The following is a 25,029-nucleotide window of genomic DNA, read 5'->3' on the forward strand; positions in this document are numbered from 1 at the left end:
CAGGTGCGCCCTTACTTCTTTTTCTTTTTAGGCTTGTTTAATGCAGCTTCATTGTCGCTGAGGTTCTGACCAAAATCGGGCATACCATCCTTTGTCCAGTTCAGGACTCTGGCACGGGCGTGGCGGTTTGGGTCGTATAATGGCTCTCCTTCTATTTCTTTATAATCGCGGGCATGGTAAATCATGATGTCGGTTTTACCGTCTTCTGCCACTGTAAAGCTGTTATGCCCGGGTCCGAACCGGTTCAGTTCCTCGTTAGAGTAAAAAACAGGTTCAGGCAGTTTGTTCCAGGAGGCAGGGTCGAGCAGGTCGGCATTGTCATCGGCCCAAAGTAAACCGATGCAGTAGTTGGCATCTGTGGCGCTGGCAGAGAAGGTTACGAACACTTTCCCGTTCCGGATCAGCACGGCAGGCCCTTCATTTACTCTGTGCCCAATAACTTCCCAGGGGTGCTCCGGCTGCGAAATAACAACCTGCTTTTCATCTAAGGTGGTTGGGCTGGTCATTTTGGCAATGTATAAGCCAGTGTTCACCACTTTGTCTGATGCTCTGTCTACCCAGATGTGGAAGCGTTGGCCTTTATGCTCAAAGGTTGTGGCATCGAGCGTAAACTCGTTTCTTACGCTAACCATTTCACCTTCTTCTGTCCAGGTTCCTTTTGTCGGATCTTCTGAAGGGTTTGAGAGGGCATACTTTCTGATCTTCCATTTATCCTCTGCTGAGCCAGCTGCGAAATAGATGTACCATTTCCCGTCGAGGCGATGCAATTCAGGTGCCCAGATGTGATTGCCCATAGGGCCGGAGGTATGCTTCCGCCAAACCACCACCGGTGTCGCCTCCTTAATGCCGTTTATGGTTTTTGAGCTACGGATTTCAATGCGGTCGTACTCTGGCACGGTAGCAATAAAATAGTAGGTGCCATCGCTGGCTTTTGTAACAAATGGGTCAGCTCGCTGCAAGGCGATCGGGTTGTTGAATTGGTTCTTCTTCAACTTTTGCGCATTGGCAGACAACCCAGCAAGGAGGAGCGTAACGGCAAAAATAAGTCTAAAGATTTTCATGATGTAATGCGTTAAAGTGGTAATAAAAGTTAACCTGGTTTTATAAACGTATAAAATACATTTATCACTAACAAAGATAGTTTTTCTCCAAAGACCTTGCCTAAAAATTAAGCCAAATAAATTATTTAAATGAATTCTGCCTCCAAAACTGTTTAGCTTTAAAAAGCATCAAGGGTAACTTTTAAAATGTTAAGCTGAAACTTATATCTGCCCCAAATCCTATAGCAGCACTTGCAACCATCTAACTAAAATATACAACTTAAACTTACTAATGTTTGTATTTCGGTGTTTAAAATGTTATCTATGCAATCGGTTGCGCAGTTGTGGCAGAATTTTAAGAATAGTATTCCTGTAATTATTGAACTAAACAAGATGGTGATTTACAATATGTTCTTACAAACAGTAGCAAAAAAAATATGATTTTAAAGTATGACTATAAACACCACCACATGCTGCAGTACAATTTAGTACAATAGTCAATTGATTATACCTGGAAAAAAATGTAATGGTAATTTAACCTGATTACGCGTTAGGGTGCAAATTAATCTGCCTGAAAAACACAGGCGGATTCATACTACCAGAAATACATCAGCAACACAATGTCGACACAAACGGATATGAACATACAACGGGCAGCGGAAGAGGTAGCAGGAAATTCTAATTTTTGCATACATGTGCCAACGTTGGCATCTTCTTGCAGTTAACACCAATTTCTCTATTTGCTTTTGTTAAAGAATGAGTCATAATCGACTTTTAGCTTTACCACCACCAGACGCTCCCATATACTTCTAAAAAATACACTTTAGAAGATCACTATGCAGTTTTAGCAGGCGCTGAAATCCTGCTACTAACTATTCCTATGGAACATCAACTTAATTATATATCCTATGAAAAATTTTTTCCAGAACAAGATCAGGTATCTACTCCTCATCCCGCTGTTGTTTGCCAATGTGGCATTTGCCTTGGCGCAGGGCCAAACAATTAGTGGTAAAGTCACGGATGAAAAAGGAGAAGGTTTACCAGGCGTAACGGTACTTCTGAAAGGTACAAGTACAGGCGCCTCCACCAGCATCGATGGCGACTACTCGCTTACAGTGCCAGCAGGAACAGGTACGCTTCTGTTTTCCTATGTTGGTTTTCAGGCTCAGGAAGTACCGATTAATAACCGGGCCACCATTAACATAACCCTGGCCACCGACGCCCGGGCGCTCGACGAGGTGGTGGTAATCGGGTATGGCACTGTCAAGAAATCGGATGTGACAGGGTCTGTAGCCTCAGTTCGGGGCGAAGACTTAACCGCTATTCCTGTTACAAACGCTTTGGAAGTGATGCAGGGTAAGGTTCCAGGATTGGATCTAACGGTACAGAGTGGCCAGGCAGGTGCGGGCCTGAACCTGAACATCAGGGGTAACCGTTCGGTAAATGCCAGCAACCAGCCACTTGTGCTCGTAGACGGTATCCGGTACGACGGGCAGTTGGATGTTAACCCCAACGATATTGCCTCTATGGAGGTGCTGAAAGATGCCACAGCAACAGCCATTTATGGTTCTTTGGGTGCTAACGGTGTTATTCTTATTACAACAAAAAGCGGAGCCGCCGGCAAAGCAAAAGTTACCTTTAACAATTATTATGGCATTCAGTCTGTAAACGGTTACGCCGATATAATGTCGGGTCCGGAGTGGGTGCAGCTAAGAAGAGAGGCTCGCCGCACTGTAGGAGAGTGGAGCAGCCCGGATGACGATGAGCGCATTCTGCCGCCTGCACAGTACCAAAACTTTAGAAACGGTATCTGGACAGATTGGGCCGACGAACTACTTGGTAAAGGAAGCCAGCAGAATTACCAGGTAGGCATTTCCGGAGGAACCGATAAACTGACCTACTACTTCTCAACAGAGTACTTTAAAGAAAAAGGGCTGCTACGCAACGACCAACTGGAACGATATAGCGGCCGCATGAACATCAGCTACAAAGTATTGGATAACCTGAAGGTGAGCACAAACGTGCAATACACGAACAGGAACCGCGATATTAGACGAGACCCTTTGAACCAGGCAAATAAAATGAGTCCTTTGGGCCGGCCTTACGACGACGAAGGGAATTTCCTGGTTTTTCCGGTAGGTGATGCCTCCACCCTGAACGCTCTTGTAGACGAGCAGCCGGGTGCTTACGTTAACAACGATGTGAACAGGCGTTTCTTCGCTAACCTGTCTGTAGACTACACTCCGATTTCAGATCTAACGATCACCTCACGTTTCGGCATAGATCAATCGAACAACCGGCTCGGCTTGTTTGCAGCCACAAATACCATCGATACAGGACCGAACGGGCTATCGCTAGCACGGGCTGAGGTAGGTACGTTTTCAAGGTTTACCTGGGAGAACTTTGCCAACTACAGCAAAAACATTTCTGAAAACCACGAAATATCCTTTTTAGTTGGTAGCAGTATCTGGGGCGAAAGGACCGAGTTTTACGCGGCACAGGGCCGCGATGTACTTTCCTCTACGCTTTTGTTTTACAACCTCGGAGCCACCCAAACCGCGTACCAGTTGCAGAGCAATTTAGTTGAAAGAAGCATGGCCTCGTTCTTCACCAGAATGAATTATAAGCTGCTCAACAAATATCTGTTTACCTTAGTTATGCGAACAGATGGTGCTTCTGTGTTGGCCGAAGGTAGCAAATGGGACTACTTTCCATCGGCTTCCGTAGCCTGGATTTTAAAAGAAGAAAACTTTCTGCGCGACTTGAATGCCATAACCGATCTGAAGCTTAGGTTAAGCTATGGTGTTTCCGGCAATAGCCAGATAAACCCTTACATGACGCTGGGTGGCTTGGGCCGCTCCACCTACGCCTTCGACCAGGGCACAGCCGAAACTCCTGCCTTCGGGTATTACCCTGGCGCATTACCAAACCCCAACCTTAGCTGGGAAACAACTGCCACGGCTAATGCCGGTCTTGATTTCGGTCTGTTTAACAACCGCGTAACCGGTACCCTCGATGTGTACCAGCAAGATACCCGCGACCTGTTGCTGGAGCGGCTCCTGCCCACTACTTCCGGCTATGAGCGTGTAATCGATAACATCGGTAAAGTCCGGAACAGAGGGGTGGAACTGCAACTCGGTACCATTAACATCGATCAGGCAGACGGCTTCCGTTGGGCCACCGATGTAAGCTTTGCCAGAAACAAAGAAGAAGTACGCTACATCGGCGAAGGAGTGGAGCGCGATCTTAGCTTTGGAGACTTTGGTCTGCACGTAGGGCACCCGATTAGGAGCTTTTACGACTACGAGAAAATCGGTATATGGCAACTCGGCCAGGAAGATCTGGCCTCGCAGAACCAACAGCAGCCCGGCGACATTCGGGTAAAAGATCAGGATGGCGATGGCATTATTACGCCTGAAGACAGGATCGTGCTCGGCAACAGTGTGCCCGACTGGACCCTAGGTTTTACCAACCGCTTCGGTTACAAAGGCTTCGACTTTTCTTTTATGTTGTTTGCCAGATTCGGGCAGACTATCATAAGTGAGGCGGCCGGCTCTTATAAAGTAGACGGCCTCGAAAACGGCCCCGTAGTAGATTACTGGACTCCTGAAAACCCTACCGATGCTTACCCACGCCCTAATGCCGGCACCAGCCGTGCCAGTACCCGTTATTACTCCACCCTGCAGTATGTAGATGGGTCTTTTGCCAAAGTACGCGACATGACCTTAGCTTATAACTTCCCTGCCAGCTTAACGCAGAACCTTAAAATTTCGAGGTTACGGGCTTACGTAACAGCTAAGAATTATTTCATCCTGTACAGCAAAATTGCGCCTTACGACCCGGAAAGGGGTGGGGCACTCAGCTTTCCGATGACAAGGCAAATGGTATTTGGATTGAATGTGGAATTTTAAGAACAGGAGATTAGATCATGAAAAAGTTACTATATAAACTATTATTGCCCGTTACTTTACTCTCCGCTGTTTCCTGCGAGTCTTTTTTAGATGAGAAAAACGTTTCCGGGTTAACATCAGATAACTATTACGGCACCACCGAAGGAATTGAGAGCCTGGTGAACTCGCTTTACACGCCCATGCGCTTTTGGTATGGCAAAGAAGATGGCATTGCCTTAACTGAGTTAGGAACCGACATCTTTACGAGGGGCAGCGGCATGGAGAACCCGCCGGTGGCACTCTATAACTCCGATCTCTCTGGTGCCAATGTTCCTATCAACTTTTATTGGACTCGCTTTTATGCAGCCCTGAACGCAACCAATGCAGCTGTAGCCAGAATTCCAGCTTCGCCGTTGCCTGCCAGCCAGAAACTGATCAGAGAGGGTGAGGCAAAATTTCTGCGGGCGTTCTACTTGTGGCACATTGTCGAAACCTGGGGAGGGGTGCATCTGGCTACTGAAGAAACAATCGGCGTTCAGACCATCGCTAACCGCACTTCAGTAGATGCTTTTTACACGCAGATACTGGAGGACCTGACTTTTGCGACTGAGAATCTGCCCGTAACCTCGGCCCAGTATGGACGCGTGACAAAGCCTGCAGCAGAGGCTTTTATGGCCCGGATGTATTTGTACCGTGGCAATTACGCCGAAGCATCCAGGTTAGCTAAAAAGGTTATAAACGAGTATAACTTCACGTTGGTGCCAAGTTATGCCCAGCTATGGGATGTGAACAACACCAGAAACTCCGAAGCGATCTGGATTGTGAACTTTACCGCCGATCTTATCCTGAACAGAGAGTTCGATGGCTTAACGAGTTCTCCATCAGATGACATTTTGTTAAGAGACGGAGGCAATAATGCCCACCTCTTCTTCCTGATGACCTACGACCAGTTGCCTGGCATGCAACGCGATATCCGGTATGGGCGGCCCTTTTCCCGCTTTATGCCAACCGCCTACTTCCTCGATCTTTTCGACGAATCTAAGGATGCCCGTTTCAACACAACCTTCGAAACGGTTTGGTACGCCAATAACCCAGGCACCTTTACTGTTACGAACACCGATGGCACCCAGCGAAACGTAACCTTTCAGGCCGGAGATACAGCCATTTTAGCCAGCAAATATGTTGTGCCGAATGCTGTTAAAAATGCTCGCCCCTACACCATTATAGATCGCAGCAGAACCTACGATGCCAACGGGGCACCACGTGTTCGGGATCGTTATATGTCGCTGAAAAAGTTCTTAGACCCTGCGCGGCAAACCATATCGCAGCAACAGGGCCGGCGCGATGCATTTGTAATCAGGCTGGCAGAAATGCACCTCATAGCGGCAGAAGCCGACATGATGCTCGGCGATGCAAGCGGGGGAGTAACCTATATGAACGCCGTGCGCAGACGAGCCGCTCTGCCAGGTCAGGAAACTGCCATGGAGATTACAGCAGACCAGTTGACCATCGACTTTATTCTGGACGAAAGAGCCCGTGAATTTGGTGGTGAGCAGCAGCGTTGGTTCGACCTGAAGCGCACAAACAAACTCGTGGAGCGTGTAAGGGCACACAACCCCGATGCAGCTCCTAATATTCAAAGTTTCCATGCGGTAAGACCCATTCCGCAAGCTCAGTTAGATGTCATTACCAATCCTGGTGAATTCTTCCAGAACGAAGGATACCAGTAATACCTGCTAAAGGAATGGGAGGAGCGGTTAAACTGCTCCTCCCATTTTTTTTGCCCCAGCGCCTCGATTTACTATGTAGCTAATACGTTGGACCCTTGACTAAAAATCAGCAATAACTCATTGGAAGGGCCATTTCATTAGAATAATTTAGCATTTATGCCAACCCAACTCTGGTTGATGCACACTTCTACATCAGATGCCAGCATTTGCCGCTTCGCCTACAGTAGTTGTGACAACTTTTGATGATCGGCTGAGTGCCTGTTTCGGTGTTTCGCCAAAGTATTTCTTAAACGTCTGGATGAAGTGGGAAACGCTCCTGTAACCCAGCCGGGCCGACATATCGTTTACAGAGCAATTCTCCTGCAGCAGTTCTTGCGCCCTTTTCATTCTGCAAGCAATGATATAAGCATGGATGGTGGTGCCATACAAGGCTTTAAAATCCTGTTTCAGCCGGAGTTCATTTAAGGCCACCAACCGCGACAGTTGTTTGGTGGTAGGAGGCTCGTTCAGGCGCGAGAGCAGCAGCGCCTTTGCCTTTACCAATTTTTTATAAACTTCGGGTGCGAAATGCCGGGAAGAAAAGGACACATCTGGCTGCTTGTGCAGCACGAAAAAAAGCTCTTTCAGCTTTAGTTGAATAAAATATTTCCTCGTCAGGTCGCTGTAATCTGTGTTCAACAACTCGTGTAAGACCTTCTGAACAGGCAACGTGATAAAAAACTGCTCCTCCTGTGTATTTAAAGGCTGGTCGTTAAATAAATGCTCTAAAAAGCCATCCTGCACCCGCCACGGCTCATGACGGAACAAGTTTTCAGCGTATGCTCTCGACAAAATAATGGCTACATACCGAACCTGCTGGTTTGCTGGCATCGTAACTTGCCATTGCGCCTGTTGCTGGTACTGTCTCCGCAGAACGCCTGCATACGCTTCGGAAGAGCACTTTTTCTCCACATCCAAAATATGCGAATTGCCTTCCAAAGAAAACAGCAGCCGGATGTGGGCACCTGCCAGCAATACCTCTTCCGTTAGTTGCTGATGTACCTGCACTGTTGCATCGAGCAGGCAAAGGCCTGGCAAGTATGTAAGCTTGCTTTTGATCGTGGCAAACTGGTTTTCCTTGTCCTGCACTACAACGCTGTGCAGTAGGGCTTCTTCCCGTAAATCGTCCGGGATTTCCAGGTGGCAAATGGTTTTATGCGCCTCTAAAAATCTTGTACTGATGAGCATAGCTGGTGGTGTGGCCGAAGTAATTTTAAATTAGAAATAATAGGTGATACGCTTATCTCTTGCTGCTCTTTAAAATGCAGATTTCAGGCATAAAGATAAATATTAAATATTACCACTTTTGATATTTTTATTCCGTTTCCCGATATAAATCAGAAGTGCAGCATGATACTTTTGTTGACTACTTATAATGAGTCTAAATAAAAATAGGATGTTCGGTAGTACGTTGATTTTGTACCGCCAGCAGATTTTAGGTTAATACCTATCTAACCAGACCTGCTAAGCAGAGAATGCAGTAAGAGTGTTGATCCATTCTTCTTAATAAAAGAGTAGCTGATCGTTCATGCTTTCGTTCTGTTGTACAACTGCTTTTATTTCACTTAAATGTATTTCTGACATGAAGAAAATTTTTACCGCAGCCCTTTTAGCTTTTTCTCTGGCTACGCAGGCGCAACAAAACAGCCTGCTCACCCAGTCGTTCTGGCAGGCAAAGCCCGATGTGGAAGCAGTAAAAGCAGAGGTGACCAAAGGCAATGATCCGGCTGAACTGAATCCGGCCTCTTTCGACGCTGTTGTAATGGCTATAAATGCACAGGCACCAACAGCTGCTATAAAATATCTGCTGGAGCAGCCCGGCAACACCCACGATAAAATTACCCACGACAGACGCCATTACCTGCACTGGGCTGCCAACCGGGGTAACACAGAGATTATGGAATACCTGATCGGCAAGGGAGCCAACGTAAGTTTTGAGGACAGCCACGGCACCACACCGCTTAATTTTGCAGCAGGCAGCGGGCAGCAGAACACCAAAGTGTACGACTTACTGATAGCGAACGGTGCCAACCCTAAAAAAGAACTAAACCAAAACGGTGCTAACGCCTTACTTTTAGCTGCTGCCAGCGATAAAGACCTGAACCTGATAAACTACTTTGTGAGTAAGGGGCTCGACCTGAAAAGCACCGATGCCATGGGTTATAACGCTTTTAGTTACGCAGCCAGAGGTGGTAATGTGGAGCAGCTGAAAGCCTTGGTTAAAAAAGGTGTTACCGTAAATGAGTATGCCCTCCTGACAGCGGCACAGGGTGGTGGCCGCAGAGGCGGTGGCGGCGAAGAAATCGGGCTGCCGTTTTTCCAGTACCTCGAAAGCCTTAGAATAAAACCGACCGTCACAAACAAGAACGGAGAAAATGTGCTGCATTTCCTGGTGCGTAAGCCAAACCAGGCAGAAACGATCAAGTACTTTCTATCTAAAGGAGTAGATGTAAACAAAGCCGATGCAGAAGGAAACACCGCGCTCCTGAATGCTGCCACCAGCAACCAGGATACTGCTATTATAGCGCTGCTGTTACCAAAAGTGAAGGATATAAACCATGTAAACAAGCAGGGCATGAGCGCCCTTACGATGGCGGTTCGCACTAATTCGCTCGCAATGGCCCGCTTCCTGGCTTCAAAAGGAGCCGATGTAAAGGTGCTGGACCAGGAAGGAAACAACCTGGCTTACCACCTGGTGCAGGCTTACACGCCGGCCAGCGAACGCTCTGTTAACGCACCTAAGAAAGACGAGTTCGATGCTAAGCTGCAGTTGCTGCAGGCAAAAGGCCTGCAGGTAAAGGCACCGCAAAAAAACGGTAACACGCTGTACCATGTAGCTGTGGTAAAAAACGACCTGCCTTTGCTGCAGCGCCTGCAACCACTCGGCATCGATATAAACCATAAAAATGCAGAAGGCATTACAGCACTGCACAAAGCAGCCATGGTGTCTAAAGATGATGCTATTCTGAAATACCTGGTAAGTATAGGTGCTAAAAAAGAAATCGGGACGAACTTCGACGAAACAGCCTTCGACCTGGCCAGCGAGAACGAGTCGCTCACCAAAAACAATATATCCGTTAACTTCCTGAAATAATAACAATGCCTCAATTTTTAAAAACGGCCCTTTTGTTCGTGGCTTTCTTTTTTGTTGTCTGTTCCAGCTCGTTTGCGCAGGGAGTAAACAAATATAAATGCATGATCCAGATGACGAATTATATGGGTGAAGGAGCCTATATCGTTATCTCGCTTGTTGATAGTAAAGGTGCCTACGAGAAAACCCTGTATGTGCTGGGGCCAGATAAGAAGTGGTACAACACCCTCGAAGAATGGCACAAGTTTCAGAAGAAGAAGCCTGCTAACATTAGTGCCATTACAGGAGCATCTGTAACAGGAGGTGACCGCAGCATTAACGTAATCGAGATCGACAAAAGCAAAATAAATGCAGGCTACAAGCTCCGGTTCGAGAGTGCCGTGGAAAACAAGGAGTATTATGTGAAAGACCTCGAAATGCCTTTAACAACAGAAGCACTCGCAGCCAAAAACGACGGTACCGGTTTTATCCGTTATGTGCGTTTCAGTGCTAATTAATTTCTCCTGCCATTTATGACCATTTCAGTCTGGAGATACAGCCATTTAGCACTGGCTGTATCTTCTTTTGTTTTTATAGTGCTTGCTGCCTTAACAGGCATTATACTGGCTTTTGAGCCGGTAGCAACAAAACTGCCGGGCTACCGGGTGCAGGAGTTTGAGGAGCTAAACCTGGCCCAAACAATTACGGTTCTAAAAAAGCAGTACCCCGAACTTATAGAACTAAGCGTAGATGCCAACCAGTTTGTGACGGTAAAAGGCACCGATGCAGACGGAAACGATGTGCAGGCTTATGTAAACCCCAGAAACGGGCACATACTAGGTGTCGTGCAGCAGCAGAGCGAATTTTTTCAGTGGGTAACAGCTTTTCACCGGTCCCTTTTCCTGAAGGAGACAGGGCGGTTCTTTATAGGCCTCACTTCTTTTCTGTTGCTGCTGATAGCGGTTTCAGGTACGTTTTTAATTCTGCAGCGGCAGCGGGGGCTTAAACGCTTTTTTGGTCGTATTGTAAAAGATAACGTGGCGCAGTACTACCACGTGGTGCTGGGGCGATTATCACTAATTCCTATAATATTAATCGCAGTTACGGGCACTTATTTATCTGTGTCGCGCTTTGGCCTGCTGCCAGACGAAAAAGTACAACACAATGTAGACCTGGATGCCATAGCCTCTGAACCTGAAAAACCGGCCGCCGATTTTCCTGTTTTCCAGGCTACAGCGCTGGCTCAGGTGCAGACAGTTGAATTCCCTTTTTCTGATTTTCCGGAAGATTATTATACCCTGAAACTGAAGGACCGGGAGCTGGTGGTGAACCAGTTTACAGGAGATATTTTAAGTGAAGTTCCGTACCCAGCCACGACTCTATTCACCAATCTGAGTCTCGACCTGCACACCGGCCGCGGAAGTATTATTTGGTCTATTGTTCTAGCCATTGCCTCAGGTAACATCCTTTTCTTTGTTTACTCCGGCTTTGTGATTACCTGGAAACGCCTCTCCGGCCGTGTTAAAAACAAGTACAGCGCCGCCGAAAGCCAGTTTATTTTACTTGTTGGCTCTGAAAACGGCAGTACCTACCACTATGCCAACGCAGTTTTCAGGCAACTACTGCAGCAGGGGCACAAAGCTTACCTGGCCAACCTGAATAGCTACCAGGCATTTCCAGAGGCAAGTCACTTTATTATTCTAACGGCAACTTATGGGTTGGGTGAGGCCCCGACAGATGCTGCAAAATTTGTCAGCCAACTGGAAGGAGTAGAGCAGCAGCAGCCTGTGTCTTTTTCGGTGCTTGGCTTCGGCTCTTATGCTTACCCCGACTTTTGCAAATTTGCCTTTGAGGTGCATCAGTTGCTGCTAAACCAGCGCTGGGCCTCTCCTCTGATAGATGTGCATACGGTAAACGATAAGTCGCCGGAAGATTTTAGCCGGTGGGCAGAGGCCTGGTCGCAACAAACTGGTATTGTAGTAGGGCTTTCTGAAGACCTTGCAGGTGCAGCTCCGAAAGCTCTGAAAACGCTCACGGTTACAGTAAATACACCTGCCGGCACCGATGGCCACACATTTCTGCTCCGCCTGAAAGCCAGGGGCCGCACAAAAGTTAAGTCCGGTGACTTGCTCGGCATTTACCCTGCGAACGACCACCGAGAAAGACTTTACTCTGTTGGCGTAATCGGAAATGAAATCCAGTTGAGCGTCAGGTTGTACCCGAATGGATTAGGATCGGCTTTTTTGCACGCCTTAGCACCTGGGCAGCAGATTCGCGCGAAACTGTTGCAGAACCAACATTTCCATTTCCCGGTAAAAGCGCCGCAGGTTATCCTGATCTCGAACGGCACCGGCATCGCCCCATTTCTGGGCATGATTGATGAGAATAAGCAGAAGACACCGGTGCGGCTTTACTGTGGCTTCCGGGAAAGTGCTTCTGTCCGGATTTATAGCCAGTTTCTGGAAGAGCAGCAGAAGGCAGGAAAACTGTCCGAATTAAAAGTTGCTCTGTCGCGGGAAGGGAAAAAGCAATATGTATGCGACCTGCTCCAGGAGGATGAACAGGCCATGGCCCAGGCACTGGAGCAAGGCGGTGTTCTGATGCTCTGTGGTTCACTGGCCATGCAGAAAGATGTGCTGCAACTGTTGGATTCAGCTTGCCAGAAATACCTGCCCCACGACATTAGTTTTTATCAGTCGCGCAGCCAGGTGCTCATGGATTGTTATTGAGCCTGCTGTTTCTTTAAGCGGCGCATTTTAATGCCGGTGCTTTTAGAGGCAAAAATGCGTCCTCTATCTGTTATCAATACATAGCTGTAAGCCGGGTATTTTTTTATGAACCGAAGTGCAGCTTTCTTCCCGAGCACCATCATGGAGGTGCTGAAGCCGTTGGCTTGCTCTGCACTAGGGCCAAATACGGTTACGCTGCTGAGGCCGGTGGCGGGGTAACCGGTGGCAGGGTTAATAATATGAGAGTACCGTTTTCCGTTAAACTCTACAAATTTCTCGTAGCTGCCCGAGGTCACGACTGCACTCTGCTGCAGCGGCACGGCGGCAAAAATATCGCCGTTATCCAGCGGGTTTGTAATGCCTACCACCCAGTCGCTTCCGTCCGGTTGTTTACCCCAGGTAGCCATGTCGCCGGTAGCGTTAATTATGCCGGCTGGTATTCCACTGGCTAGCATCATGTCGCGGCTCTTGTCGGCAGCGTATCCTTCGCCCAATGCACCAAAGCCTATTTTCATTCCTTCCAGTTTCAGAAAGATAGTAGAGGCGGCAGAGTCTAGCTCAATGTTCCGGTACCCTACTTTCGAAACGGCTTTTTTTACAGCTTCCGGAGTGGGCATGGTGGTCATGGAGCCGTCGAACTTCCATATCTTCTCCATAGCCGCAAAACTAATGTCGAAGGCACCGCCTGTTTCTGCAGACAAGCGCAGTGCCCGTTGCGTTAAGGCAAATACTTCGCGGTCTACTTTCACGGGTTTAACACCTGCATTCCGGTTTACCTCCGATACCTGCGAGGCCGGTATCCAGTCGGAGATAAGTTGTTCGATACGATCTATTTCAGCAACTACGGCATCAATCTGTTTTTCAGCCGTCAGGGAGTCGGGGGCAACCAGGCTGATGTTAAAGCGACCACCCATTAAAAGCGCATTGCGAGTATGCAGCACCTGTGCCTGGGCACTACTGATGCAGCAGGAAAACAGGAACAGGCATAAAAAGTTAAGCTTCATCTTATCAGGTAATCCGCGCCAGCCAGAGCTTCGGCAGCAGCAGGTTGGGTGTTGGAGCGGCAAGTTACAAACAGCTTGCCTAAGTGCCATAGAAAACGCCGTTTTCCTGCTTCAGGCTTAAGAAACTTATAGCTATAGCTGCTTGTAAAGGAGCAGCATTGCAAAAAGTACAGGCGGAGGAGCTGCTGCAGTTATGCGATTTACAGTGTTTTTTATAGCTTTAGACTTTTTACAATACGAACTATAATCAGGAGCAATAACAGAAAGAAATATGGTACTTGGAGTTGATATTGGAGGATCTCATATAACAGCTGCGGAAATAGACATGGAGGCACAAGCCATTCTTCCGGCAACCATAGTAAGGCAATCTATCCATTCTGGCGGAGAAGCGGCTGCCATCATAAAGGATTGGGCAGCTGCTCTGTCACCGTTAATTGCCACTGTCTCCTCCGCAGATGTAAAGATCGGTATCGCCATGCCTGGCCCTTTCGATTATGAAAAAGGCATCTCCTACATTCAAGGGCAGGACAAGTATGGCTCCTTGTTCGAACTTCCTGTTAAGTCGATGCTGGCGGCAGAACTGCAACTGCAGGAGAGCGCCATCTGCTTTGCCAACGATGCCAGCTGCTTTATATTGGGCGAGGTGTTTGGTGGCGCGGCAAAAGGAGCCCGAAAGGCCATGGGCTTTACCTTAGGCACCGGCTTAGGGTCTGCCAGATTCTTAAATGGCAAAAGCGAAGATGCCAGTTTATGGTGTATGCCCTTTAAAGCTAGTATCGCCGAAAACTACCTCTCTACACGCGCCTGTCTCCACCAATATCAAGCCCTGACAGGAAAGACCTTACGCGGCGTGAAGGAGCTGGCACAGCTTTACCCAACCGATCAGCAGGCCAGGGAGGTATTCCAACATCTGTCGGAGAACCTGGCCGATTTTCTGGAGCAGGCTCTGAGGGCTGACCTGCCCGATGTGGTGGTAATAGGAGGGAACATAGCCAACGCCTGGGACCTGTTCGTGCCGGGAACTGAGAAGATTTTAGCTGCGAAAGGTATCAAGATACCGCTCAAAAAAACACTTTTGGCAGAATCAGCAGCCTTAGTGGGAGCAGCCAGCCTCTGGAGCTAGTGCAGGTAAAGCAGAACGGAGCTTATAACCTTGAGGCTTTTTTGCCTGCATTCCTTTTGAAGGCTCTTTTTATTTAAATAATTCGATTGCAAGAGCTACGTTTTTCTGTATTGACTCAAGCCGTAGGAATTCGGAGTAGTTTAAATTGGAGAAACAAGTAGTAGCGTGCAAGACTGTTTTCTTCCTATTGAACAAACAGCTCCACAAGGTCAATTTGGTTTCTAAGCCCTATTAATAACATGTAGCAACACGAATTTCAACTAAAATAAGTTGTAGCTGACCAGGTATGTGTCTATATTTGCAACATATTTGCAAATAGCTACTGCTTAGCAACCTGTTCATAAGCTCGGTTTTGGTTTTTCGAGCCGGACAAAAATAATATCTTGTAGCCTGAGCTTAGCATCCCTCTGATAATTATTCGTACACCATGCATCGTTCGCCGGTATTTATAGCCTTGTTTTTTCTGGTGCTGCTCTGCAGAGTAGTGGTGCCAGATGCTGCTATATTGGCTTTGCACCAGCATGAGCATCTGGAGCACGAGCAGGTGCAGCACAGCAGCGATGAAGTGAGCCAGGCGCATATCCACTGCCATGTCGATGATTTTGATAACAGCAATTTCCTGTTAACCGACTTTTTTGCTTCTACAGCCATAGTTGTAGTACCAGGTTACTATACCCAACCCTGCAGCTATACCTGGAAATTTACCTATCCGAACAATTCCCTTCTTCGAGGTCCGCCTACGGCATAACCCTTAAACCCAGTTCCTGATCCAGACACCCCTTGACTAAAATGAAAGGATTTTCTTTTGGAAGGGCTATTTCATTAGCATAATTTGAGTAGCTACAGGTTCGCTGCCAGTCAGGTGCTTGCGTCAGTAACAGGAACCGAAAACATTGAGAGCGATTTCAAGTACTGCCTTGTCCTGTTTATTGGATGCTAAACCTGGTGTAAGAAGTTTGAGCCCGGCACTGACTTCTCCGTTGCAGGAGCTTTTTGATCAGTTGTCTAACTCCTAGCCTCTGAAACATGTCTGGTTGACCCTTGGCAAAATTCCGATGCAAAACCTTCTGGAGACTGTTTTCATTCGAATAATCTAGAAACGAATCAGCTTGACAGTTTAAGGTTCCTCAGCTACAGCCGCTGTATGGGCAGACCTTTACATTAAATCAAACATTTATCTTTTGAAAAATACTTATGGAAATTGTTTTAGAAGCAAAGCAGCTTAAAAAGCAGTATCAAGACAAACTGGCGCTGAAAGGCCTGGACCTGCAGCTGCAGGCAGGCGAGATTTTTTGCCTGCTGGGGCAGAATGGAGCCGGTAAGTCAACTACTATTAACCTGTTCCTGGGTTTTATAAAACCTACAGCAGGAGCAGCCTTTATTAACGGCCTGGAGGTAGCTACCAATGTGACAAAAGTGAAAGAATACCTGGCCTACATTCCGGAGAACGTCATGCTTTACCCCAATTTAACTGGCCTTGAAAACCTGGCTTTGTTCAGTAGGCTGGCAGGTTTCGATTATAAGAAAGAAGAACTGATGCAGTACCTGGTGGAGGCGGGGTTGCCTGCAGAAGCAGCTGCACGTAGAGTAGGGGCTTACTCAAAAGGAATGCGCCAGAAAGTGGGCATTGCCATTGCCGTGGCCAAACATGCCAAAGTACTTCTGCTCGACGAGCCAACATCGGGGCTGGACCCAAAAGCGAGCAATGAGTTTTCGGAGCTGCTGCTCCGGCTCAGCAAGGCAGGCACGGGTATTTTTATGGCGACTCACGATATTTTCAGGGCAAAGGAGGTTGGTACCCGCGTCGGTATTATGCGCGAGGGCGAGTTGGTGGACCTGCTGGCGACATCGGATCTGAACGCGAATGAGTTGGAGAAACTCTACTTAAACTACATGCACTGATGTTTTTCAGAAGAGATTAACTGCCTGGCAGCAGCAGGAGCTTTAGCATATGATGTGCTACTGCTGCTCCTGCTCATAAGGTAGCAGACAGAAGCAGAAACTATCTAAAAACATAAAAGATGGTAAAAAGTATAGCGAAAAAAGAATTTATAAGTACCCTCCGCGACAGCCGTTTTATGGTGTTAAGTGCGGCGGTGCTGCTGCTTTTGCTGGCAGCTACCATAGTGGGCCTGCACAGCTACAAACAACAGCAGGCCGAGCGCGAGCTGGCCCAGACAACCGTTAACGAGCAGTTTGCAAATGCCGCCGACCGTCACCCGCACCGCATGGCGCATTTCGGCTCCTTTGCCTTCAGGCCAAAATCAAGTATCAGTTTCCTCGACTTCGGGCTCGACTCTTTTACAGGAGCTTCTGTCTTTTTGGAAGCACACAGACAGAACAGTGCCAACTTCAGCCAGGCGCAGCAATCGGCTTCGCTGATCCGCTTTGGCGAAATGACGGTGGCTTTTGTGCTGCAGATGCTCCTGCCGCTGCTCATTATATTTTTGTGCTTCGGCGCTTTTACGCAGGAAAAAGAAACCGGTACGCTCAAGCTGCTGCTCAGCCAGGGGGTGTCGTTGCGGCAGGCGGCCTGGGCTAAAGTGCTGGGTTATAGCCAGGTGGTGGCACTGGTGGTGGCGCCATCGCTGGTGCTGGCCAGCATCTTGCTTTTTAGTGCCGGCGGTTTTGAGCCAGCTAGTAACGCACTGCTCCGGATGCTGCTGTTCGTGGTGTTTTACCTGGCTTACTTTTTTATTTTTATCGTGCTGTCGGTAGTGGTGTCGGCACTGCACCAGCGCTCCAGCACCGCCCTGGTTACGCTGCTGGCCATCTGGATCAGCTGCTGCATTTTTGTTCCGAAGGCAACCGCCAACCTGGGTGCCACCCTCTACACAACGCCTACCAAAGCACAAATGGATGCTGATGTGCATGAGGAGGTTGCCAAAGGAATTGATGGCCATAACGAGCAGGACGAGCGGGCTGAGGCACTGAAGCAGGAGCTGTTTAAGAAGTACGGCGTAAATTCACTCGAGGAACTGCCGGTCAATTTCGACGGAATCAGGATGGCGGCTGGCGAGGAACACAGTAGCCACGTGTACCAGGAACATTTCGATGAACTGACGGAGGTGTTTGAAAAGCAGAACAGCATCTCGGTGTACGCTGGGCTGCTGAACCCTTACCTGGCTGTTCGCCATTTGTCTATGGGCATGGCTGGCTCCGACTTTGAGCATTACATTCATTTCCAGAACAAGGCAGAAACCTACCGTTACAACCTGGCTCAGGGCCTGAACAACATACAGGCAACGCGGCTGCAGTACGGCGACAAAACCACCCGCCTGAGTAATAGCACCTGGAAAGAATTCGAGCCTTTCCGATACGAGGTTCCCGGCACAGGCTGGGCATTGTGTAACCATGTGGTGTCGGTGGTGGCGCTGCTGTTCTGGTTACTGCTGGTTTGTGTGGGTGGCTTTAAGCTGATCGAAAACATTAACGTTGTTTAACATGAGAATATTCAGAATACTGCTTACCTACGAGTGGCTTAACTTCCGGAAAGACAGAGGACTGCAGTTGCTGACGGTGCTCACGTTGGTTGCTGGCTTGTATGGCATTTATTATGGCACCACTGAGGTGGAGCGTCAGCGAAACAACATTGAGGCCTTAGATCTGCTGACCGAGCAGAACGTGGAGGAGATGAAAGAGAAGTTTCCGGGCGAGGCAGATGCCGGAGACATAGGTTACTATCATTCTACTTTTGCTGTGCACCACCCCGATAGCTGGGCCGGCCTCTCGCTGGGCCAACGCGATGTAAACCCTTTCTATATAAAACTCCGGTTGCTTAACCTGCAGTCGCAGCTATACGACACCGAAAACGTGAATCCGCTGAAGGTGCTGGCCGGCAACTTCGACCTGGCGTTTGTGCTGGTGTACCTATTTCCGCTGCTCATAATTGCACTGAGCTTTAATATTCTGTCGGTAGAGAAGGAGCAGGGCACACTGCCGTTGTTGTTGTCGCAGCCAGTAAGCCTGCCGCTGATGGTGGGAGCCAAGCTTAGTTTCCGGCTGTTGCTGGTGCTTGGGCTGGCTTTGCTGCTATCGGTGGTGGCCATGGTGTGGGCGCGAGTGAGCCCCGATGCCCGTGTTACGCTATGGCTGGCGGTGGTGGTGCTGTATTGCCTGTTCTGGTTTGGTGTTGCTTTCCTGGTGGCTGCCCTTCAGAAAAACTCGGCCTTTAATGCTATTTCGCTGCTGGGCATCTGGCTGCTCCTGGCAATTGTTATTCCGGCCCTGCTGAATGTGTACGTATCGGTGAAACAGCCGGTACCGCAGGCGCTGGCCTTAACCATTAAACAACGCGAGGTGGTGCACGGAGGCTGGGATAAACCGAAGCAGGAAACACTGCAACAGTTCTTTGCCCGTTACCCGCAATACACCGATACCACCGAGATTAAGGAGCGTTTTGTCTGGCGCTGGTATTACGCTTTTCATCAGCTGGGCGATATGGCCGTTGAAGATTTAGCAAGCGATTACCTGCACAGTCTGCAGGCGCGTTACGACATGGTGCAGCAGCTGAATGTGCTGTCGGTGCCGGTAAATGTGCAGGGAATCTTTAATGCTGTGGCTGCTTCTGATCTGCCCGCTCACCTGGGTTTTCTGCAGAGTGCCACCGACTACCACACCTCGCTCCGCGAGTTTTATTACCCGTTCCTGTTTAACCAGGTGCCCTTTACACACGCCGATTTTGCAGTCGAACCCAGGCACAGCTTTACTGCCTCCCCCGATTATGGGGTGGGGTTGAATGGTATCTTCAAACTGGGCATTAGTGTGTTGCTGGTTTATGTTGTCGGTTTGTTGCTGTTCAGGGCCAGAAGCGCCACCTAATGCAGTTCAAAGCCTGAAGGTAGGTTGAAGGAGCCCGCAATCGTGAAATTTATAAAATCAAGATGAAGAATATTTTCACTACAGCCAGGACTACTGCAGGAACCCTTGGCTACTTTCTTCTAAAATTCCTTCTGAAGGCTGTTTTTATTTAAATAATTTGGCTGGATGACATCTAAACCTAACTTTGATGAAAATTTTCAGCTAGTGGTTGTATAGGAGGTGAGTTATAAATTCGCCACTAAAAGAAACCACGAGCTGAAAGCTTGCGGAAGCAGTTCGGTCATAACCAGTGCTATATTTTATATGCAAGTAGGTTGAGCCGGAGCCGAAAAGGATTTGACGCTGAGGATAATACTAAAGTGCTATATTTAATAGCAAGCCAAGCTTGGCCTGCAAGTTAGCGTGGTGCAGGCAACCTGAGGGGTACTTTGTGTTTTAGTTTAAGAGAAAACGCTTAACCAGGCATTAGCTTCTATAACGGTCTCAAATTCTTCTGATTGAAAAGAAGGCCTGAGGGTGCGTTCTATAGTGCTAAAACTATCTTTTGCCTGCGCTTCGTGTAAGGTATTTGAGAACTGCACCCGGGCTGCCCGCTGCACATGAGCCGACTTTAGACCAATGGCTATATAATCCAGAATAAGCTTGAAGGTAATTTCAGGAAGTGTTACTGTCGAGTTAGAGCCATCTATGATAACGCTGGCCGTACCGTATTTTCTAGCCGAACTTATAAAGCTGTCGATACTTTGTTTGACTTTGGCAATATTGTGCTCGTGAAGATCTGGTAAAACTAATGTAGAAATACCGGTAGACAAAGGTTTGCCTAAGGTAGTTGGGGTAGTCTCAAGTAGATTCATTTGTGGGTGAGATAAAACTAATAAGTAAAAAACTATAGAATGTTTTTAATAGGTTGCAGCCACGGTTCCAGGTACTATAAGTAACTACCTAACAATTGGTTGCCCGGTTAAAAAGGCTATACTTACCGGAAGCCAAATTTGTTGCAGATTTTCCTGCTGCCTCCCCAAAAAAGATTGTGCACCATTCCTACTGGTTCATAAATTAATGATATTCATTTTTGCTCTCTCATTCTTTAAGCTTCCTTCCTTAGGTTTTAAATAGGCTCCTGGTTCAACTATGCACTTCAGCTGCCTCAGGTTATAATGTAGCAGCATGTTTTTGGGCTCCGGTAAATTATTTGAATGAGTGAGGCCTTCAGAAGAAAAAAATCATATTTTGAGTCAAGGGTAAAGAGGTATTTGGTTGTGTAGAGCCGCTCGAAAAACAGATGTACCGTTTCTTTACGAGCTGGTAACATAAGACAGTAGCACCTGATAGAGCTGTACATCTCTAAACAACCAATTGGTTACTTCAGTTGGAGGAATTTTAAAGCCAGCATAACTCACTTAGTTTTACCTTGCATGCCAGGGAAGATGGATGCCAAATAGCAACTCCTGAATTTTACCAGCAGCGTGAGTAGGGGGATACATAGAGCAACTAAAGGAAGGGCGCTAAAGGTAAGATGGCAGCTACAGTAGGGTAACTATAAATACATGTAGGTACCAGTAAATTTAGGATATTAAGTAGCACTTAAAAACTGATTAATGCAAAATATGGTTTTAGAAGTTGTTTGGGGCTACTACAGGGCATTTCTTTTATATAGGTAATTGCATTAAATCTTTTTAGAATTAAAGATATGGCGCAGCAGTACCGAAAAATTTGATTAGAGAGCAGAATAGCCTTATTTTCGTTTAAATAGAGCTAAAGGTACTAATCAAAAATTATCAGCATCTTTTTTATTCTTAGCATTACCGTCTATACAAGATACACGTAGATAAAATTGAGCTTCCCCGTTAACTGAAAAATAGTACAATTATGCTGACTAACTACTACAGTCCCACCCTGAAGGATGAGAAAGAGAAGAAGCGTAGGCCTATGCTGAAATGGGTCGTAGCTGGAGTACTTCTTTTGCTCCTAGCCAGCATGGTTGCTTTGGTCGGTTACGAGATAAAAACCTCCAGATTTCAGGCGCGTCAACTTTATGCTTACAGCTCTAAATTAACGTATACCTTACAAACCGGAAGTGCAGGCGATAAAGTAATTTACCCTGATGCAGGGCCTTACGACACCCGCTTAGGATATGCGCTGCTGCCTGCGCTCTTAAGGAGGTCAACTAAAAGTGGTATGGCCATAACGCACCAGGCTGTTCTGTCGCCATCGCTGCTGGAGTATGCCGCACGCGGTTATTTTATACCTTACCAAGAGAAAGCGCAGGCGGGGTTAACTATTACCGATGCCAAAGGAGACTCTATCTATCAGTTCAGTTACCCCAGGCGGGTGTATGCCAGTTTTGAGGCTGTTCCGCCTCTTATTGTTAATGCCTTGCTCTTTATAGAGAACAGAGAACTCCTCAATAACGAGAAGCCTTTTATGAACCCAGCCATAGATTGGGTACGCTTTACAAAAGCCTCTATGCACGAAGCTGCACGCAAAGTAGGGGTAGAGTCGTCTACTATAGGAGGCAGCACACTGGCAACACAAATGGAGAAGTACCGGCATTCGCCTGATGGTGTTACAACCGATACCGGGGAGAAGCTGCGCCAGATGATCTCGGCAAGTGTCAGGACTTACCAGGGAGGTACAGAGACCATGCCTGCCCGCCAAAACCTTGTTTTGTCTTATGTCAATTCGGTGCCTCTTTCGGGTGCGCCTGGTTACGGTGAGGTACATGGGCTTGGCGATGGGTTATGGGTGTGGTTTGCCGCTGAGTTCGAAAAGCTGAACGAGCTGCTACGCTTACCTAACCCTACCGGCGACAGCCTGCTTGCCCAGGGGCAGGCACTGCGGCAGGTACTCTCCCTCATGATAGCGCAGCGCCGCCCGTCGTACTACCTCGGGCCAAAAGGACATGCCGAACTGAATGCCTTAACCGGCAGTTACCTGCGCCTGCTGGCTTCCAACGGTTATATCAGCCCCGAACTGCGCGATGCAGGCTTGGGTTGGGAGGTCACTTTCCGCGACTTCCGGGCAAACCCGGTGGTGGTGCCACAGGAAACCAAAAAAGGTGTGCTTATGGTGCGTACGCACCTCTCCGGCCTTCTGGGCAAACCGCTTTACGACCTCGATCGACTGGACCTGACGGCCAGTACTACCCTGCAGCATGACCTGCAGGAGCAGATAACCAACTACCTTAACCGCCTGGCCGATCCGGAATTTGCTGCTTCGGTGGGTGTAGTGGGCAAAAACATGCTGGCTGCAGACCACACAAAGGAGGTGCTCTACAGTTTTACCTTGCTCGAGCGCACTGCCAATGGGAACCTGGTGCGGGTACAAACAGATAACACCGATCAGCCATTCAACATAAACGAGGGAAGTAAACTGGAGCTGGGTTCTACTGCCAAACTGCGGGTGCTGGTAACCTACCTCGAAGTAATTGGCGAGATACACGACCGGTATGCCAAGCAGGCACCCGCGGCACTGCGAGCAGCTTTGGCTGAGCCCCAGGATAACCTTTCGCGCTGGGTGCTGGAATACCTGCTGCAATCAAAAGATAAAAGCCTGAAAGCTACACTATATGCCGCCCTGGATCGCCGCTACTCTGCCGGACCCGGTGAGGCGTTTTTTACCGGTGGGGGAGTTCACCGCTTCAATAATTTCAGAAACGAAGACAATGGGCGTATCCCAACTGTGCGGGAATCGTTTGCGAAATCTATTAACCTGCCTTTTGTGCGAATGATGCGCGATATCGTGCGCTACACTATCAGCCAGCAAGTACCCAACAGTGTGCAGCTTCTCCAGACAAATACCGATCCGCGCCGGCGCGAGTACATCGCCAGGTTTGCCGACCGCGAAGCAAAAGTATATATGCTCCGGTTCTGGCATAAATACAAAGGCAAGTCCGCTGACGAGCGATTTAAGTTATTCCTGGCTGGTTTAAGGCCTCACCCTGCCAGGCTGGCATCGGTGCACCGCTTCCTTTACCCGGATACAGACTCCATTAGTTTCAGCAAGTACCTGCGGGAGCAGCTACCTAACGAAAAACTGACTCATAAAAAGATTTCGGAGCTCTACCACCAGTATGGTCCGGAGGCATACAACCTTGCTGACCAGGGCTATATTGCCCGGGTGCATCCGTTGGAGCTCTGGCTGCTGCAGTACATGCTGCAGCACCCCGACACTGACTGGCCCCAACTTATAAACGCCAGTGAAAACGAGCGACAGGAAGTTTACGCCTGGCTGCTGCGCACACGCTATAAAAACGCACGCGATTCCCGTATTCGTACCATACTGGAATTAGATGCCTTTGAAGACATCCAGAAGCGGTGGAAACGCCTTGGCTACTCCTTTAATCACCTGGTACCTTCTTTAGCCACTGCCTTAGGCTCGTCTGGCGATCGCCCGGAGTCGCTGGCAGAACTTATGGGCATATTGCTCAACAATGGCGTTCGGCAACGCACCCTGCGCCTGCAGACCCTGCATTTTGCCGCCAACACACCTTACGAAGCCATGCTGGCTATGCAACCAAACCAGGGGGAGCAGGTGCTGAAACCTGACATTGCGGCTGTTGTTTGCGAAGCACTAACCGAGGTAGTAGACGAAGGTTCTGCCCGGAGATTGCAGGGCGGTTTTAACACAGCAGACGGGCAGCCGTTGCTGATAGGTGGTAAGACCGGCACAGGCGATAACCGCAGTGTTACGAGCAGTGCCAGGGGCCGTAGACTAACATCACGTGCCATTAACCGTACGGCCACATTCGTGTTCTTTATTGGCGATAAACATTTCGGTTCGCTTACAGCCTATGTGCCGGGCCGGGAGGCTGCTTCGTTCCATTTTACCTCATCGTTGCCTGTGCAGGTGCTACGCGGAATGGCCCCCCTAATTTCTCCTTTCCTGGATGTGCACAACCCTTCAGCCCTGCCAGATACTTTGGTGTCAGAACCCTCAGGCAAGGAAATAGCAGCAGTTGCATCAGGCAAATAAGGAGCTTATAGCTTTGGCTGCATTACCGCTATTTTCAGGAAAAGAGAAAGGCATGTTTGACCAGTAGGAAAGTACTGGCTGGAGGTAAAGTATGTGGGGTAGTCTCTGTATGTAACTAATCATCAGATTTTTAAGTGTAGAAGCATCTTTATTCATTCTTCTGATTAAGCCTAAAAACAAATATAACGGCGCAGTTGGATTCGGTGCTCTTTTACTACATTATTTGTAATTTTTTGGTAAAGCGTCTGGTGTTTTTCTATTTTGCTGCTTTAAGTTGGCTTTTTATAAATTTGTTTATATTATATTAGCTTAAACTTTTTTGGCTGCCTCTTTTTAAACCAGCGAACAAAGATATAATACCTTAGCACATAGTGCAGATAAGCGTAGGTTTATTACGTTTAGCTGCAAGTTAAATCCGTCATTGGGATTATTTTCAGATTTTAAAATGGCGAAGCTTTCAGGCTATTAGGGCTGGATGGCATCAAAGGTCACTAAAGCGGCAAAGAAGGGAAAAAGAGCCAAAGGCATGAATCTCTGATTTAGGACTTTACGTCTTGCTGCGGCGTTGCCGGAGAAAGCCCTTCTGCTTTCGGACGGGAGCGTCCCTGC

General features: G+C 48.1%; 15 protein-coding genes. 11 read left to right on the forward strand and 4 right to left on the reverse strand.

Features of this window, described 5'->3' with window-relative positions; genetic code table 11:
- Nucleotides 1-11: 11 nt before the first annotated feature.
- On the reverse strand, nucleotides 12-1,061 hold the full coding sequence (locus FVR03_RS18985; RefSeq protein ID WP_147923352.1) for a glycoside hydrolase family 43 protein: 1,050 nt from the start codon (nucleotides 1,059-1,061) through the stop codon (nucleotides 12-14).
- An 887-nt stretch (nucleotides 1,062-1,948) separates the two neighbouring features.
- On the opposite strand from FVR03_RS18985, the gene FVR03_RS18990 reads away from it, so the two are divergent.
- Both FVR03_RS18990 and FVR03_RS18995 read left to right on the forward strand, forming a co-directional pair.
- A complete protein-coding gene (locus FVR03_RS18990; protein WP_255474299.1) occupies nucleotides 1,949-4,951 on the forward strand; it encodes a SusC/RagA family TonB-linked outer membrane protein in 3,003 nt (1,000 codons plus the stop codon).
- A gap of 17 nt (nucleotides 4,952-4,968) precedes the next feature.
- Entirely contained in the window at nucleotides 4,969-6,660 is a 1,692-nt protein-coding gene (locus FVR03_RS18995) for a RagB/SusD family nutrient uptake outer membrane protein (protein ID WP_147923353.1), read from the forward strand.
- Between the two features lie 192 nt (nucleotides 6,661-6,852).
- On the opposite strand, the gene FVR03_RS19000 is transcribed toward FVR03_RS18995, so the two are convergent.
- Nucleotides 6,853-7,887, reverse strand: a complete 1,035-nt coding sequence (locus tag FVR03_RS19000) for a helix-turn-helix transcriptional regulator (RefSeq protein ID WP_147923354.1) — start codon at nucleotides 7,885-7,887, stop codon at nucleotides 6,853-6,855.
- Between the two features lie 394 nt (nucleotides 7,888-8,281).
- Here FVR03_RS19000 and FVR03_RS19005 point away from each other — a divergent pair, with 394 nt between their 5' ends.
- Genes FVR03_RS19005 through FVR03_RS19015 form a run of 3 tightly spaced genes read left to right on the forward strand, consistent with a single transcriptional unit; the run spans nucleotide 8,282 to nucleotide 12,498 of the window.
- Nucleotides 8,282-9,793, forward strand: coding sequence for an ankyrin repeat domain-containing protein (locus FVR03_RS19005; protein ID WP_147923355.1), 1,512 nt, complete (start codon nucleotides 8,282-8,284; stop codon nucleotides 9,791-9,793).
- Between the two features lie 5 nt (nucleotides 9,794-9,798).
- On the forward strand, nucleotides 9,799-10,287 hold the full coding sequence (locus FVR03_RS19010) for a DUF2271 domain-containing protein (RefSeq protein WP_147923356.1): 489 nt from the start codon (nucleotides 9,799-9,801) through the stop codon (nucleotides 10,285-10,287).
- Between the two features lie 15 nt (nucleotides 10,288-10,302).
- Nucleotides 10,303-12,498 carry a PepSY domain-containing protein gene (locus tag FVR03_RS19015; RefSeq protein WP_147923357.1) on the forward strand — a complete coding sequence of 732 codons (2,196 nt, stop codon included), beginning with the start codon at nucleotides 10,303-10,305 and terminating at the stop codon, nucleotides 12,496-12,498.
- Here the strand turns inward: FVR03_RS19015 and FVR03_RS19020 are convergent.
- Entirely contained in the window at nucleotides 12,492-13,502 is a 1,011-nt protein-coding gene (locus FVR03_RS19020; RefSeq protein ID WP_255474300.1) for an FAD:protein FMN transferase, read from the reverse strand. The genes FVR03_RS19015 and FVR03_RS19020 overlap by 7 nt on opposite strands.
- A 271-nt stretch (nucleotides 13,503-13,773) precedes the next feature.
- On the opposite strand from FVR03_RS19020, the gene FVR03_RS19025 reads away from it, so the two are divergent.
- The 5 genes from FVR03_RS19025 to FVR03_RS19045 all read left to right on the forward strand — a co-directional run bounded on the left by FVR03_RS19025 (nucleotide 13,774) and on the right by FVR03_RS19045 (nucleotide 19,446).
- Nucleotides 13,774-14,625 (forward strand): ROK family protein, encoded by an 852-nt coding sequence (locus FVR03_RS19025; protein ID WP_147923358.1) that lies wholly within the window; start codon nucleotides 13,774-13,776, stop codon nucleotides 14,623-14,625.
- 427 nt (nucleotides 14,626-15,052) lie between these two features.
- Nucleotides 15,053-15,373, forward strand: a complete 321-nt coding sequence (locus FVR03_RS19030; RefSeq protein WP_147923359.1) for a hypothetical protein — start codon at nucleotides 15,053-15,055, stop codon at nucleotides 15,371-15,373.
- A 446-nt stretch (nucleotides 15,374-15,819) separates the two neighbouring features.
- Nucleotides 15,820-16,527, forward strand: coding sequence for an ABC transporter ATP-binding protein (locus FVR03_RS19035; RefSeq protein ID WP_147923360.1), 708 nt, complete (start codon nucleotides 15,820-15,822; stop codon nucleotides 16,525-16,527).
- Between the two features lie 119 nt (nucleotides 16,528-16,646).
- Entirely contained in the window at nucleotides 16,647-18,068 is a 1,422-nt protein-coding gene (locus FVR03_RS19040) for an ABC transporter permease (RefSeq protein ID WP_147923361.1), read from the forward strand.
- Between the two features lies 1 nt (nucleotide 18,069).
- Complete coding sequence (locus FVR03_RS19045; RefSeq protein WP_147923362.1) at nucleotides 18,070-19,446, forward strand: ABC transporter permease; 1,377 nt, start codon at nucleotides 18,070-18,072, stop codon at nucleotides 19,444-19,446.
- A gap of 440 nt (nucleotides 19,447-19,886) precedes the next feature.
- Here FVR03_RS19045 and FVR03_RS19050 read toward each other — a convergent pair whose 3' ends face one another.
- Nucleotides 19,887-20,300, reverse strand: coding sequence for a hypothetical protein (locus FVR03_RS19050; RefSeq protein WP_147923363.1), 414 nt, complete (start codon nucleotides 20,298-20,300; stop codon nucleotides 19,887-19,889).
- A 1,015-nt stretch (nucleotides 20,301-21,315) separates the two neighbouring features.
- Here FVR03_RS19050 and FVR03_RS19055 point away from each other — a divergent pair.
- Nucleotides 21,316-24,420, forward strand: a complete 3,105-nt coding sequence (locus FVR03_RS19055; RefSeq protein ID WP_222707271.1) for a transglycosylase domain-containing protein — start codon at nucleotides 21,316-21,318, stop codon at nucleotides 24,418-24,420.
- Nucleotides 24,421-25,029 lie beyond the last annotated feature (609 nt).

Source organism: Pontibacter qinzhouensis, from assembly GCF_008017455.1.
Classification (GTDB): Bacteria; Bacteroidota; Bacteroidia; order Cytophagales; family Hymenobacteraceae; genus Pontibacter; species Pontibacter qinzhouensis.

Excerpts from the sequence above, each read along its gene's own strand:
- FVR03_RS18985 (WP_147923352.1), bottom strand. The coding sequence starts at position 1,061 with ATGAAAATCTTTAGACTTATTTTTGCCGTTACGCTCCTCCTTGCTGGG.
- FVR03_RS19045 (WP_147923362.1), top strand. The coding sequence starts at position 18,070 with ATGAGAATATTCAGAATACTGCTTACCTACGAGTGGCTTAACTTCCGG.
- FVR03_RS19035 (WP_147923360.1), top strand. The coding sequence starts at position 15,820 with ATGGAAATTGTTTTAGAAGCAAAGCAGCTTAAAAAGCAGTATCAAGAC.
- FVR03_RS18990 (WP_255474299.1), top strand. The coding sequence starts at position 1,949 with ATGAAAAATTTTTTCCAGAACAAGATCAGGTATCTACTCCTCATCCCG.
- FVR03_RS19015 (WP_147923357.1), top strand. The coding sequence starts at position 10,303 with ATGACCATTTCAGTCTGGAGATACAGCCATTTAGCACTGGCTGTATCT.
- FVR03_RS19020 (WP_255474300.1), bottom strand. The coding sequence starts at position 13,502 with ATGAAGCTTAACTTTTTATGCCTGTTCCTGTTTTCCTGCTGCATCAGT.
- FVR03_RS19025 (WP_147923358.1), top strand. The coding sequence starts at position 13,774 with ATGGTACTTGGAGTTGATATTGGAGGATCTCATATAACAGCTGCGGAA.
- FVR03_RS19000 (WP_147923354.1), bottom strand. The coding sequence starts at position 7,887 with ATGCTCATCAGTACAAGATTTTTAGAGGCGCATAAAACCATTTGCCAC.
- FVR03_RS18995 (WP_147923353.1), top strand. The coding sequence starts at position 4,969 with ATGAAAAAGTTACTATATAAACTATTATTGCCCGTTACTTTACTCTCC.
- FVR03_RS19005 (WP_147923355.1), top strand. The coding sequence starts at position 8,282 with ATGAAGAAAATTTTTACCGCAGCCCTTTTAGCTTTTTCTCTGGCTACG.
- FVR03_RS19040 (WP_147923361.1), top strand. The coding sequence starts at position 16,647 with ATGGTAAAAAGTATAGCGAAAAAAGAATTTATAAGTACCCTCCGCGAC.
- FVR03_RS19010 (WP_147923356.1), top strand. The coding sequence starts at position 9,799 with ATGCCTCAATTTTTAAAAACGGCCCTTTTGTTCGTGGCTTTCTTTTTT.
- FVR03_RS19055 (WP_222707271.1), top strand. The coding sequence starts at position 21,316 with ATGCTGACTAACTACTACAGTCCCACCCTGAAGGATGAGAAAGAGAAG.
- FVR03_RS19030 (WP_147923359.1), top strand. The coding sequence starts at position 15,053 with ATGCATCGTTCGCCGGTATTTATAGCCTTGTTTTTTCTGGTGCTGCTC.
- FVR03_RS19050 (WP_147923363.1), bottom strand. The coding sequence starts at position 20,300 with ATGAATCTACTTGAGACTACCCCAACTACCTTAGGCAAACCTTTGTCT.